At 34.1% G+C, this 14,117-nt stretch carries 10 protein-coding genes; 4 read left to right on the top strand and 6 right to left on the bottom strand.

The features are described 5' to 3' along the window. Positions 1-9 precede the first annotated feature (9 nt). Entirely contained in the window at positions 10-3,375 is a 3,366-nt protein-coding gene (gene mfd / locus L0669_RS06155) for a transcription-repair coupling factor (RefSeq protein ID WP_263762095.1), read from the bottom strand. Continuing rightward, entirely contained in the window at positions 3,368-3,994 is a 627-nt protein-coding gene (locus L0669_RS06150; RefSeq protein WP_173969096.1) for a hypothetical protein, read from the bottom strand. Before L0669_RS06150 ends, mfd begins: the two co-directional genes overlap by 8 nt. 435 nt (positions 3,995-4,429) lie before the next feature. Between L0669_RS06150 and L0669_RS06145 the strand changes: the two genes are divergently transcribed. Next, positions 4,430-5,368: an L-threonine 3-dehydrogenase gene (locus L0669_RS06145; protein ID WP_263762093.1), complete on the top strand. Its 939-nt coding sequence runs from the start codon at positions 4,430-4,432 to the stop codon at positions 5,366-5,368. 250 nt (positions 5,369-5,618) lie between these two features. Here the strand turns inward: L0669_RS06145 and L0669_RS06140 are convergent, their stop codons facing one another. From L0669_RS06140 to L0669_RS06125, 4 genes are all read right to left on the bottom strand, one after another. Beyond that, complete coding sequence (locus L0669_RS06140) at positions 5,619-7,499, bottom strand: M1 family metallopeptidase (RefSeq protein ID WP_263762091.1); 1,881 nt, start codon at positions 7,497-7,499, stop codon at positions 5,619-5,621. A gap of 64 nt (positions 7,500-7,563) precedes the next feature. Next, on the bottom strand, positions 7,564-9,198 hold the full coding sequence (locus L0669_RS06135) for a S8 family peptidase (protein WP_263762089.1): 1,635 nt from the start codon (positions 9,196-9,198) through the stop codon (positions 7,564-7,566). Positions 9,199-9,408: 210 nt separating this feature from the next. After that, positions 9,409-10,266: an MBL fold metallo-hydrolase gene (locus tag L0669_RS06130; protein ID WP_263762087.1), complete on the bottom strand. Its 858-nt coding sequence runs from the start codon at positions 10,264-10,266 to the stop codon at positions 9,409-9,411. A 206-nt stretch (positions 10,267-10,472) separates the two neighbouring features. Beyond that, entirely contained in the window at positions 10,473-11,396 is a 924-nt protein-coding gene (locus tag L0669_RS06125) for a hypothetical protein (RefSeq protein ID WP_263762085.1), read from the bottom strand. 371 nt (positions 11,397-11,767) lie between these two features. Between L0669_RS06125 and L0669_RS06120 the strand changes: the two genes are divergently transcribed. The 3 genes from L0669_RS06120 to L0669_RS06110 all read left to right on the top strand — a co-directional run bounded on the left by L0669_RS06120 (position 11,768) and on the right by L0669_RS06110 (position 14,111). After that, positions 11,768-12,097, top strand: coding sequence for a HesB/IscA family protein (locus L0669_RS06120; RefSeq protein ID WP_055097560.1), 330 nt, complete (start codon positions 11,768-11,770; stop codon positions 12,095-12,097). Positions 12,098-12,166: 69 nt separating this feature from the next. After that, positions 12,167-13,615: a Fe-S cluster assembly protein SufB gene (sufB, locus tag L0669_RS06115; protein WP_263762083.1), complete on the top strand. Its 1,449-nt coding sequence runs from the start codon at positions 12,167-12,169 to the stop codon at positions 13,613-13,615. 7 nt (positions 13,616-13,622) lie between these two features. Continuing rightward, positions 13,623-14,111, top strand: a complete 489-nt coding sequence (locus L0669_RS06110; protein ID WP_173970735.1) for a flavodoxin family protein — start codon at positions 13,623-13,625, stop codon at positions 14,109-14,111. The last annotated feature ends 6 nt before the right edge of the window (positions 14,112-14,117 follow it).

The following is a 14,117-nucleotide window of genomic DNA, read 5'->3' as shown; positions in this document are numbered from 1 at the left end:
ATAAAAAAATTATTCCCCCAATAATTCCATCAATTCCAAAGCACGTTTGGTAGATTTTACATTCTCAAAAGTCAATAAAAGTCGTAAACCGTTTGGCGTTTGTTTTTCTTTCATTTGACAAAGATTACTATGTTTTTGTACAAATTGTAAAACCTTTCTAAATTTAGACGATTGGTAATAATCTGATTGTTGGTCTGAAACGAAGTAGCCAATCATTTTACCTTTTTTCATTACCAGTTTCTCAATACCTACGTTGGTAGCAATCCATTTGATGCGAATACTGTTCATCAAAGCATTGGCACGCGGCGGCATTGGACCGAAACGGTCGATTAGTTTGTTTTGGAAAATGACTAATTCGGCTTCATTTTTTACAGAACCTAATTCGTTATACAAACTCAAACGTTCTGTAACATTATTGATATATTCATCAGAAAATAAAAGCTCAAAATCGGTATCGATTTGTAGATCTTTTACGTATTCTTTCGTTTCAATATCATTCTCTGCAGGATATAAATCTTTGAATTCGTTTTCTTTTAATTCTTCGATCGCTTCGTTCATGATTTTTTGGTAGGTATCGAAACCAATTTCATTGATGAAACCGCTTTGTTCGCCACCTAATAAATCTCCTGCACCACGAATTTCAAGATCTTTCATGGCGATGTTGAAACCGCTTCCTAATTCGCTGAATTGTTCCAACGCCTGAATACGTTTTCTGGCGTCTTCGGTCATGGATGAATACGGCGGACAGATGAAATAACAGAATGCTTTTTTGTTGCTTCGGCCTACGCGACCACGCATTTGATGTAAATCTGATAATCCGAAATTATTGGCATTATTGATGAAAATTGTGTTGGCATTTGGAACGTCCAATCCGCTTTCGATAATTGTGGTTGCAACCAAAACGTCGAAATCTCCGTTCATGAAACCTAACATCAATTCCTCGAGTTTGGCGCCTTCCATTTGTCCGTGACCAATTCCGACTCTTGCATTTGGAACCAAACGCTGAATCATTCCAGCTACTTCTTTTATATTTTCGATTCGGTTATTGATGAAGAAAACTTGTCCGTTTCGCTGAATTTCATATGAAATCGCGTCACGAATTACCTCTTCATTAAAACCAACCACATTTGTTTCTATTGGATAACGGTTTGGCGGAGGCGTTGTGATAACCGATAAATCTCTCGCTGCCATTAACGAAAATTGAAGCGTTCTCGGGATTGGCGTTGCCGTTAATGTTAATGTATCAACATTTGCAGCAATAGTTTTGAGTTTATCTTTTACGTTTACTCCAAATTTTTGTTCCTCATCGACAATCAATAAACCTAGGTCTTTAAAAACCACATTTTTGTTGACTAATTGGTGTGTTCCAATTACGATATCTAGTTTTCCTTCGGCCAGATCTTTTAGGGTTTGTGCTTTTTGTTTTGCGGTTCTGAATCGGTTTAAATACCCAATTGAAACCGGCATATCTTTTAATCGTTCTGAAAAAGTTCTGTAATGTTGGTACGCCAAAATAGTCGTAGGAACCAAAACGGCAACTTGTTTGCTATTATCTACGGCTTTGAAAGCGGCACGAATGGCAACTTCCGTTTTTCCGAAACCAACATCGCCACACACCAAACGATCCATTGGGCGATCGCTTTCCATGTCGGCTTTTACTTCTTGTGTCGATTTGGTTTGATCCGGCGTGTCTTCGTAAATAAACGAACTTTCTAATTCGTTTTGCAAATAACTGTCTGGCGCAAACTGAAAACCTTTTTCTAAACGACGTTTTGCATACAACTGGATTAAGTTGAAGGCAATATGTTTGACGCGCGCTTTGGTTTTTTGTTTTAAAATTTTCCAGGCGTTCGATCCTAACTTATAAATTTTAGGCGGCGTTCCGTCTTTTCCGTTGTATTTCGAAATTTTGTGAAGCGAGTGAATGCTCACATACACGATATCATTATCGGCATAAACCAGTTTTATGGCTTCCTGCGTTTTGCCTTCGACCTGAATTTTCTGCAATCCGCCAAACTTTCCAATTCCGTGATCGATATGCGTTACATAATCACCAACCGAAAGTGCGGTTAGTTCTTTTAGCGTAATATTTTGCTTTTTAGAATAACCGTTTTTGATATTAAATTTGTGATAACGTTCAAAAATCTGGTGATCGGTATACGCCGTAATTTGATTTTCTTCGTCAATAAAACCTTGATATAAAGGCAACACAACGGTATGATATTGCTTGCGAATATTCTCTGAATTAGCTTCGTCTAAAGTTTCAAAAATATCATGAAAACGTTTTGCCTGAGTTTCATTCGAACAGAACAAATAATTCTTATATCCGTTAAAATGATTGTCGCTTAAATTATTCAACAACAAATCAAATTGCTTGTTGAAAGACGGCTGAGGCTGAATGTGAAATTCGAATGTTTTTGTTGTTTTGAAAATGGGTTTTGAAGCCAATTCTACCACCGAAAAATCTAAAGCACGCTTGATAAACGAAGCCTGATTTAAAAATAATTGTTCCGGTTGGGCGTGTTTTATTTCTTTCGAAAGTTTCTCAAAAGCTTCTTCGGCTCTTGCAAATTGTTTGTCTAACTGACTAAAAAGTCCGTCGGTATTCTGGATAAAAAGAACCGTTTTCTCAGCAATATAATCTAAGAAACTTTCGCGGTTTTCCTGAAATATCTTGTTTTCGACATTCGGGATTATGGTGATTTTTTTGTGTGTTTCGACAGATAATTGTGTCTCAACATCAAAACTTCTGATGCTGTCTACTTCATTGCCAAAAAACTCAATTCTATAAGGATGATCGTTTGAAAAAGAGAATACATCGACGATACCTCCACGAACCGAAAATTCTCCGGGTTCTGTAATAAAATCGACTCTTTTGAATTCGTATTCGAACAAAACTTCGTTGATAAAATCGATCGAAATTTTATCATTTAATGCGACTTTTAAGGTGTTTTTATCTAATTGCTGACGTGTAACTACTTTTTCGAAAAGTGCCTCAGGATAGGTAACAATTATGGCGGGTTTTTTACGGGAATTGATTCGGTTTAAAACCTCAGCACGGAGTAAAACATTGGCATTGTCGGTTTCGTCAACCTGATATGGACGACGAAATGATGCAGGATAAAACAATACATCTTGTTCGCCAATCATTTGTTCGAGATCGTTCAGGTAATAAGCAGCTTCTTCTTTATTGTCTAAAACAACAAGAAAAGGCAGCTCGGTTTTTTTGAAAACAGCGCGTAAAACAAATGAAACTGCTGATCCTAACAGTCCGTTAAGATGCATTTTTATCTGATTTTGTTCTAGTAATTGTGTGGCAATCTGCTCATTTTTAGGCAGATTATCATACATTGTATATAAGGCGTTTTTACTCAACTTTTGGTAATTTTTGATCTAAATTTTGTGCCTGAATCGGAACCTGATTCGAGTTCGGAATGGCACGTGTTGTATCTAACATTTTGAGGAAATCCTCTTCTCCTTGTTCTTTTGGAATTTTGCTTTTTACAAAAATATTATCCATTTGTCTTTGCAAAGACACTAATTCTTTGTTGATATCTCCCACCAAAAAAGTCACTTTATCGGCCGGAATCTGATTCAAATGAATGAACAGATCCATCATTTTAATTTTGGTAATCAAAATAGAAATTCGGCTTTTTATGGCTGGAACATTAAATTCTGCCGGAATATTATTGTTTAAAGCCATTGCTTTTTTTGAAATAGCAGTTGACTTTTTCTGGAATGCTCCGATTGTTTTTCTTGGTTTATCGCCAATTTCTTTTAAAAATTCGCGCCATTCATTCCACGAACTTACTTTTTGTTCTGAAATTTCATTGATGGGCTCGTCGATAAAAACCCAGCCTTTATTGATATTATTAAAAATAACTTCCTTTTTTTTAGCTTCTTTTTCATTTTCGGCACGGCGTTTTTCATCTTCATTTTGACATGAATTCAACACAAAAACAAAAAGCAGAAAAAGAGATATTTTATATTTCATTTGAAAAAACATTAAGCTACAAAGTTACAAAGTAAATTTACAATTACGAATTCTGTTTTTTGCTATAAATCATTGAGATTAACATATTATTTTTTGCTACAGATTTCACAGATTAACAGGATTTAATTCTTAACAAACCTATTTGTTCTTTAAAAATTTTACCGCAAAGCACGCTAAATTTTTTTACTTGTAATAAGTTTAGAAAAACACAAAGTTCGCAAAGCTTTGTGTTGATCCAGCTTTGCGAACTTTTGCCCTCTAAACTTACGGTTAGATAAAAATCTTAGCGTGTTTTGCGGTAAAAAAAATTAAACACTCCAACGAAGAATAATCCAAAAAAGCATCTTCATCATTGTTAAATTTATAATTTGTTGTTATGAAAAATAAAAATATTTGCGAAAACGTTATATTTGTACATCTAAAAAAACATTACAAATGAATCCAAAAATATTGATCATTGGCGCTTGCGGTCAAATTGGGACAGAACTGACTCAAAAACTGCGAAAATTATACGGTACAGAAAATGTTATTGCTTCTGATATCCGAAAATTAAATACTGACGTTGTTAATTCAGGTCCGTTTGAGGTGGTCAATGCTTTAGATTTCAATCAAATCGAACATCTTGTCGAAGTACATCAAATTACCGATATTTATTTGATGGCGGCACTTTTATCGGCTACAGCCGAAAAGAATCCTGCATTTGCATGGGATCTTAATATGAATTCGTTATTTCACGTTTTGAATTTGGCTAAAGCCAAAAAAATAAAAAAGATATTCTGGCCTTCTAGTATTGCTGTTTTTGGCCCTACAACTCCAAAAGAAAATACGCCTCAATATACCGTTATGGAACCTTCGACGGTTTACGGAATTAGTAAACAAGCGGGAGAAAGATGGTGCGAATATTATCATAATATTTACGGTGTTGATGTTCGAAGCATTCGTTATCCTGGTTTAATTAGCTGGTCTACTCCTCCTGGTGGCGGAACTACAGATTATGCGGTTGATATTTTCTATAAGGCTATTGCCGATAAAAAATACGAGTGCTTTTTATCCTCTGAAACTAAAATGCCAATGATGTATATGGATGATGCGATCGATGCGACGATTAATATCATGAAAGCTCCGGCTGAAAAAATCAAAATACATTCTTCATACAATTTAGCGGCAATGAGTTTTACGCCAACTGAAATTGCGAATGAAATTAAAAAACATATTCCTGAATTTACAATTACGTATGAGCCTGATTTCCGTCAGAAAATTGCGGACAGCTGGCCGGCAAGTATTGATGATTCTCAGGCAAGAGAAGATTGGGACTGGAAACACACTTTTGATCTTGAATCGATGACAAAAGATATGATTGAGCATTTGAGTTAAAACTAATAACTCGAGTTCAATATTTTATTGAGGTCTATAAAAAAGATTGAATAGCGTCCAACTTTAGTTGGATGTAAAAATAAATTACCCTAAAATGGCTTTAGCCAAACTGTAACGGTTTGGCTAAAGCCATTTTCTATTTAAATCATATTTCTCCAGCTAAAGCTGGAGGCTATTAAAAAATACTTTAAACGAAAAAAGTCCCGTTTATTAATTTAAACGGGACTTTTTTACTTTTATAAAATGAAGATTACTTCACTTCATATACATTATTTGCAGCTTTTACATCGGCCATTAATCCGCTTGGATCTATAGTGATTTTTTTGATCGCTGTTTTGTTTTTATCTATGGTAAAACTGTAGTTTGATTGTCCCCAAGCCCAATCCTCCAAAACTGTTCTTTTTGCGTTCGGGTTTGGATTTGGTTTAATGAAATTCATCATTCTTAACGGTATGTAGAAATTTTCAGAAGTTCCATCTGTATATTCAACTGTTAAGTCTATTGGCATTGGCATTCTGCCAATTCTTTCTAAGCTTACGGTTGTTTTTCCTGCATTATCTGCTACATCTTTAATTCCGTAATCAATTGTGTTTGTTGTTTCTGTCCAATCAATTAAATACCAGTCTAACTCAGCTCCGGAAACTCTTTCTGCTGTTCTTTTGATATCATTTGGCGTTGGATGCTTGAATTTGAAATCGTTGAAATATCTCTTTAAAGTTGCATCAACATTTTCTTTACCAATTACATATTCTAATTGAGATAAAAAGATACTTCCTTTTATATAAGCCGAAATACTGTAAGGTCTGTTTTCATCGTAACGATCTCCGTGAGTTCCTTGTGGCTGTTCTTTTCCTGAATTTACTAATTGATAATAAGCAGCATAATTTCCTTTAAAAGGATTTAATTCTTTTTTATCTCCTTTTAATTCATTCAAAGCGCTGTCTTCGATATAAGTGGTAAAACCTTCATCCATCCATGGGTGTTTTGACTCGTTTGAAGCCAAAATGTGCTGAAACCATGAATGTCCTAGTTCGTGTGTTGCAGTTCCCAGAATACCCTGAAGTGTTCCGTTTCCTAACATCAAAGTACACATTGCATACTCCATTCCGCCATCTCCTCCCTGAATAAAGGAGTATTGTTTGTACGGATATGCTCCTACTCTTTGATTATAATAATCCATTACTTTTACCATTAAAGGCTCTAATTGTTTCCAATTTTCAGTAGTTTTTGGATTGTTTTTGTAAAAGAAATGCAAATCGACATCGTTTGGTCCTTTTACAATATCATGTGTATATTCTTTGTCTGCTGCCCATGTAAAATCGTGCACATTTGGAGCAATAAAATGCCATGTTAGCGTTTTTGTTTTCTTTGGATAAACAACTGTTACACCAGCATCTTCGTAACCGTGACCAATTGAATTTTTATCCTGTAAATATCCGGAACCTCCAATAGTATAGTCTTTATCAATCGTAATTTTCACATCAAAATTACCCCAAACGCCGTGAAATTCTCTTGCGATATAAGGATCTGCGTGCCAGCCTTCAAAATCAAATTCGGCTAATTTTGGATACCATTGTGCCATAGAAAGTTCTACTCCTTCAGAATTATTACGGCCTGAACGACGAATTTGTACCGGAACTTGTCCGTCAAAATCTAAGGTAAAAGTCGTTTTCGAATTTGGCAAAATTGGCTTAGCCAAAGTAACTTCAAGAATTGTTCCCGAAACTCTGGTTTGAGCGGTTACACCATCTTGTTTTAAATTGGTAATTTTTAAAAAACCAATTTCGTTTGGTTTTAAGGTTTCAATTCGGCTTTGTTTTGTTTCCTTTCCATCGGCACCTTTTATTTTGGTTACCATTCTTCCGTCAGGATCTTTTATAGAATGCAAACGTCCGTCCATTTCACTTCCCGGTTGAAATGCATTTGGAAATAAATGGTAAAATACCTTTTTTAAAGTATCAGGAGAATTATTGGTATACACCAATTCTTGTTTTCCTTTGTACTGGTAGTTTTTTACATCCATAGAAACCTCCATTTTATAATCGGCGTGTTGTTGCCAATATGGAGCATTTTGTGCAAATGCCGAGTTTAAACCTAAACTCAAAAAGGAAAGTAGTATAATTTTTCGCATCGTTTTTTCAATAAAAATGGAAGAGTTGCCACTCTTCCATTTGGTTACTATTTTTGTTTTTGTTTTATTTTTTTGACATTTTTTCTGCCATCAATAAAGCATTATAAGCATTTACCATTTTACCGGTTCTTGATGATTCTGCAGAAGAAACTGCTACCGGTTTTTCATCCGGATTTGGATTTTCACCTAAAATTACCATTGAAGGAAGTGCTACTCCGGAATCCATTAAAATTTGTTTTACCTGAGCTGCTTTTAATTTTGGATAATATGAACGAATTAATGCTGCAACTCCTGCTGCATTTGGAGACGCCATAGAAGTTCCTTGTAAATACTTGTACTTATTATTAGGAACGGTTGCATAAATTTCTTCACCCGGAGCAAAAACGTCAACATTTATTTTTCCGAAGTTTGAGAACGGAGCCACTACTGTTTCTCCATATGATTTATTAATTGCACCAATTGTAATCACATTATTTGCAAACTCTTTTACGTTATCTTCAGAATCATTTGGGTAATTAATGTTTTCTTTTTTATCGATGTTGTATCCGTCGTTTCCTGCTGCATGCACGATTAAAACATCTTTTTTAGCGGCATATTTTATTGCATCATACACCCACTTTTTGTGCGGAGAAAAACTTTTTCCGAAACTTCCGTTGATTACTTTTGCTCCATTATCAACTGCATAACGAATAGCCAAAGCGATGTCTTTATCGTACTCATCTCCGTCAGGAACTGCTCTTACGGTTAATATTTCGACATTGTTTGATACACCATCTCCTCCTAAATCATTACCACGAATTTGCGCAATAATTCCGGCAACGTGAGTTCCGTGTAATGCTTTTTCTTTATCTGGTCCAAAAACTACGTTATTTCCGTAGTGATTATCTTTTATATCTTCAGGATTATCACCTACGATTTTTCTTCCGTCATATTCTTTGTTCAGATTGTAATTGAACTGATCGTAAACTGACTCTCTGTAATCTTCTAATTCTGATTCAGGATTAAAAGTTGGTCCTGCATTTGTCAAAATTTGAGTCATTATCATTTTACTTCTCGCTACTTTTGGGTCGGTTGAAGTAATTTTGCTTAGATCTTCTAATTTATAGTCTGTTTTATTTAACTCTTTTTTTATAGTATTATGCACATCTATTAAAAAGTCTACTTGTTGTTTGTCTTCTAAAACTTTTTTAGACTTTTCTTCGTATTGTGCCAATGCATTTTTATATTCAGCAGAACCATCATCTCCTTTTTTGACAATACGTGTCATTTCAAGATTTTCATGAACGGCATCTCCAAGAAAGTTCCATCCGTGAACATCATCAATAAATCCGTTTTTATCATCATCGATTCCGTTACCCGGAATTTCTTTAGGATTTGTCCAGATCATTCCCTGTAAATCGGGATGCTCGATATCTACTCCAGAATCTACTATACCTACAATTACTTTTACTCCTTTTTTCCCTTGCAATAATTCGGCGTAAGCCCTATCAACACTCATTCCCGGAATCGAATCTTTAACCAGATCAAGATGACTCCATCTTTTTAATTCGTTTTCGCTAACAGGTGCTTTTTTAACCACTGCTAAAGGAGCGGTAATCATTTCTTTAGAAGAAGAAGTCTGCGCTTGCAAACTAGCGCTGCAACCTGCAAGTACAAGCAATGCAAAAGTTGATATGGTATTTATTTTTGTAGGACTCATGTATCTATTTTTGATAAAAGTTAAAATATGGGCCTAAATTATGATTTTTTGTTACATAAAACTAACGATTAACACTGTGTTATGATTTTTATTTTAACGTTCAGGCAACGTTAAAAACCAACTAAAATTTTATTAATTATAATTTGTTAACCAAAAAATCCCATTTTCAATATACTGAAAACGGGATTTTTTTATGTTTTAAATTATCTTCTAAAAAATATCTTCACAAGTAAAAACGTCTTTCAATCGAACACCTTTTTCTGTATGTTCTACTGTTATAATGTGATTGTGCGCATCGTGCTCTAAAAACAAATAATAGTTATTATCTGCCGCTGCGTTCAAAAATTTTGATTTCTCCGGCATTGTCAATAAAGGTCTTGTATCGTAACCCATAACATATGGCAACGGAATATGTCCTGCTGTCGCTAATAAATCAGCACAAAAAACAATGGTTTTATCCTGGTATTGAATATGCGGAATCATTTGCTTTTCGGTATGGCCATCGACATAATAAATTCCGAAATTCATTTCTTCAGAAAAACCAAAATCAGCTTCAGGACGCTTTATAAAATTCAATTGTCCGCTTTCCTGCATTGGCAAAATATTCTCTGATAAAAAAGATGCTTTTTCTCGTGCGTTGGGTTTTGTAGCCCATTCCCAATGATTTTCGTTTGTCCAAAACCTGGCATTTTTAAAAGCCGGCTCATAAAAAGTTTTGTCTGAGTTCCATTGTACACTTCCTCCGCAATGGTCAAAATGCAAATGCGTCATAAATACATCAGTGATATCATCTCGGCTAAAGCCATATTTTGCCAATGATTTATCTATTGAATGCGATCCCCAAAGTGAATAATAACCAAAGAATTTTTCCGATTGTTTGTCGCCCATTCCGGTATCAATTAAAATCAGACGATTTCCATCTTCAATTAACATGCAACGGGCAGCAATATCAATTAAATTATTGTCATCTGCAGGATTGGTTTTGCTCCAGATTGTTTTAGGCACAACACCAAACATAGCACCACCATCTAATTTAAAATTTCCTGATTCTATCGGGTAAAGTTTCATAAGAGTACATTTCTAATATTGAAAACAAAGCTAGGAAATACAATTACGTTATGCTAACCGCAGATGTTAAATTGCCCACAGGTTTTACTGATTTAGCAGATTTACACAGTTTTTTTAGCTTTAAATTTATAGATATATTAACTATCTGTATAAATAAAAAACAGCGAAAAACCAGTTAAATCAGTAAAATCCGTGGGTTAAAAAATTTATTCTAAAGTAATCGATGTGCTTCCCATGATTTCCTGTTTGTCGAAGAAGTTGACAAAATAGGTTCCTTTTTGAAATTTGTTTTCATCAGAATTTAATACTCCATAAACATTAGCTGTTTTTCCCTGAAAATCAACAGCCACTATAAAACTATAAACTAAGGCTTTATTGTTTCCAAATTCTATCAGTTTGTTTTCGCCTAAAACTTTATTTTTCTGATCCAGAACCTGAATATAGAAAACTCTTTTTCCCGTTTTTGCAACAGGATTTCCGTTGATAGAAAAACTGGCTTTAAGCTTATTGGTATATTTCGCTTTCTCAGTTTGCTCCTCTTTTCCGGATTTTTTTTCCCGAAGCGCAATCACAGTAAAGTTACCAAGAACAAGTTTCGAAGCATCTTTTAAAGTTGATTCTAATCGTTTTTGTTTCGAAACCAAAGTGTCATTTTCAGTCTTTTGTTTGTACATGACCACATTCTGACTTTCAATTTCAGTAAGTAAATTTTTATTTTGAGATTTCAGTTTTTTAATTTCAACAACCTTAGCTTCTAAAGCTATTTTCATATCTGAAAGCTGTTTTCTATAAATCTGAATTTGTTCCGAAGAGGGATTTTTAGATGCTCTGATGATTTCCATCAAGTTTTTGATGTTCTTTCTTTCAAGCTCCAATTGTTGCGACAAGGCTGTTTTCTCCAAAATAGCCACATCATAAGCTACTTTTAAAGTATTTAAAGAATCTAAAATATTTCTTTGAGAAAGTGATTCAGCTGATTCGCTAAGTCCTTCCTTTTTTGTTACCTCTTTAATTTCGGCAACATTTTTGTCTGATTCTCTGCTAAAAATAAAGACTGTAGCACCTAATCCAAAAACAAAAAACACTGCTAAAAGTGCTTTTACCCACTTATTTTTGTATTGTTTTTTCATAATTACTGCCAATTTTCTGCAAAAGTACCAATTAAAATTTGTGTACAACAGGTATAAATACGCTTTTTTAACACTTAAAAGAACTAATCAATACTTAAATCCTACAAATTAATATTCTTTTTAAATTTTTAATAAAAAACGTTAATAAACAAAATAATTCACACTAACAATGATATTTGATTTAGCAATATAAGTAATATCTATTTTAACATTTGTTATAATAATGTGAACCGTTATGGAAAAAGGTTTTTAAGTCGTATCTTTGCAGATAATTTTATTTCAACATTGAAAGACAGCACTTTAAATTGTAATAATTGGATTACTGTTTTGAATGTAAATTGAAATAAAAGCAAAAACAAATACCATAAACAATGATAAAAGTTTCTGATACAGCCAAAAAGAAAATCATCGACTTGATGAAAGATGATGGTTTTGATGCTGCTAGCGACTACGTAAGAGTAGGCGTAAAAAGTGGCGGATGCTCTGGTTTGTCATATGATTTAAAATTTGATAAAACCAAAGGCGACGACGATAAAATATTTGTAGACAACGACATAACAATTGCAGTTGAAAAAAAATCATTCCTTTATTTAGCCGGAACAATACTTGAATTTTCAGGCGGGTTAAACGGAAAAGGTTTTGTATTCAATAATCCAAATGCAAGTAGAACTTGTGGTTGCGGAGAATCATTTTCGCTATAAATTAAAGTCAAAAAGCAAAAATTTAAACGCTTAAGATCTTAAATTTTAAGCGTTTTAAAAAACTAAAAAATGTCAAAATACACGGAAGACGATTTAAAAATCGAACTCGAAACCAAAGAATACGAATACGGATTTTATACTGATATTGAATCAGAGACATTTCCTAATGGCTTAAACGAAGATATCGTAAGAGCTATTTCTCTTAAAAAAGAAGAACCAGAATGGATGACGGAATGGCGCATCGAGGCTTTTCGCGCATGGAAAGAAATGATTGAACCAGAATGGGCAAATGTTCATTATGCTAAACCAGATTTCCAGGCTATCTCTTACTATTCTGCTCCAAAACAAGTAGATCCAAACAAAACTTTGGATGATGTAGATCCGGAACTTCTTGAAATGTACAAAAAGTTAGGTATCTCTGTAGATGAACAAAAAATGATGAACAATGTCGCTATGGATATTGTTGTCGATTCTGTTTCTGTTGCTACAACTTTCAAGAAAACATTAGGAGAAAAAGGAATTATTTTCTGTCCGATTTCTGAAGCTATCAAAGAACATCCCGAATTAGTTCGTAAATATTTAGGAACTGTTGTACCTCAAAAAGACAACTTCTACGCAGCATTAAACTCAGCAGTTTTCTCTGACGGAAGTTTCTGTTATATTCCAAAAGGCGTTCGTTGCCCAATGGAACTTTCAACTTATTTTAGAATCAATCAGGCAGGAACAGGACAATTTGAAAGAACTCTTGTTATTGCTGACGAAGGAAGTTATGTATCATACCTTGAAGGTTGTACTGCACCAAGTCGTGACGAAAATCAATTGCACGCTGCTGTGGTTGAATTAATCGCTTTAGATGATGCTGAAATTAAATATTCTACTGTTCAAAACTGGTTCCCTGGAAACAAAGAAGGAAAAGGTGGAGTTTACAACTTCGTAACTAAAAGAGGTTTATGCGAAACAAACGCTAAAATTTCATGGACACAGGTAGAAACTGGTTCTGCTGTAACCTGGAAATATCCTTCTTGTGTACTTAAAGGAGATAATTCGGTAGGAGAATTTTATTCAATCGCCGTTACCAATAATTACCAACAAGCTGACACCGGAACTAAAATGATCCATTTAGGTAAAAACACTAAATCGACTATTATTTCTAAAGGTATTTCAGCTGGTAAATCACAAAACAGTTACCGCGGATTAGTGCAAATTAGCCCAAGAGCGGAGAATGCACGTAACTTTTCGCAATGTGATTCTCTTTTAATGGGGAACAATTGTGGAGCGCATACTTTCCCTTATATCGAAAGTAAAAATCCATCGGCAAAAATAGAGCATGAAGCAACTACAAGTAAAATTGGAGAAGATCAGGTCTTTTATTGTAACCAGAGAGGTATCCCAACTGAAAAAGCGATTGCCTTAATTGTAAACGGTTTCAGTAAAGATGTATTGAATAAATTACCAATGGAATTTGCTGTTGAAGCTCAAAAATTATTAGAGATTTCTTTAGAAGGATCTGTAGGTTAATTGCAAAATGGAAGGTAAAAAAGTAATCATTTTAGGTTCATCCAGAAAAAACGGAAATACAACAAAAATTGTAGACGAAATTTCTAAAGATACCGGAATAGATGTAATTGATTTAAGTGATTATAATATTTCTTATTATGATTACGAAAGCAAAAACAGAGAAGATGATTTTTTGCCTTTAATAAAAGGAATTATCGAAAAGTACGATACTTTAATTTTTGCAACGCCAATTTATTGGTATAATATGAGTGGAATAATGAAGGTTTTCTTTGATCGGATTTCGGATTTAATCCGAATTGAAAAAGAAACCGGACGAAAACTTAGAGGAAAGAAAATTGGCGTGATATCAAATTCACACGACAATGAAATTGAAGAAAGTTTTTACATCCCTTTCAAAAAATCAGCCGATTATTTAGGCATGGAATATTTAGGACACGCGCATTTTAATGCCAACATCCTGAACCAAACAACAAAAATAGAATTGACATTTATATAAAATAAA

This window comes from Flavobacterium bizetiae (genome assembly GCF_024271895.1).
Taxonomy (GTDB): Bacteria; Bacteroidota; Bacteroidia; order Flavobacteriales; family Flavobacteriaceae; genus Flavobacterium; species Flavobacterium bizetiae.
This window is presented reverse-complemented; position numbering and strand designations above follow the sequence as displayed.

Excerpts from the sequence above, each read along its gene's own strand:
- L0669_RS06150 (WP_173969096.1), bottom strand. The coding sequence starts at position 3,994 with ATGAAATATAAAATATCTCTTTTTCTGCTTTTTGTTTTTGTGTTGAAT.
- L0669_RS06145 (WP_263762093.1), top strand. The coding sequence starts at position 4,430 with ATGAATCCAAAAATATTGATCATTGGCGCTTGCGGTCAAATTGGGACA.
- L0669_RS06140 (WP_263762091.1), bottom strand. The coding sequence starts at position 7,499 with ATGCGAAAAATTATACTACTTTCCTTTTTGAGTTTAGGTTTAAACTCG.
- L0669_RS06135 (WP_263762089.1), bottom strand. The coding sequence starts at position 9,198 with ATGAGTCCTACAAAAATAAATACCATATCAACTTTTGCATTGCTTGTA.
- L0669_RS06130 (WP_263762087.1), bottom strand. The coding sequence starts at position 10,266 with ATGAAACTTTACCCGATAGAATCAGGAAATTTTAAATTAGATGGTGGT.
- L0669_RS06125 (WP_263762085.1), bottom strand. The coding sequence starts at position 11,396 with ATGAAAAAACAATACAAAAATAAGTGGGTAAAAGCACTTTTAGCAGTG.
- L0669_RS06120 (WP_055097560.1), top strand. The coding sequence starts at position 11,768 with ATGATAAAAGTTTCTGATACAGCCAAAAAGAAAATCATCGACTTGATG.
- sufB (WP_263762083.1), top strand. The coding sequence starts at position 12,167 with ATGTCAAAATACACGGAAGACGATTTAAAAATCGAACTCGAAACCAAA.
- L0669_RS06110 (WP_173970735.1), top strand. The coding sequence starts at position 13,623 with ATGGAAGGTAAAAAAGTAATCATTTTAGGTTCATCCAGAAAAAACGGA.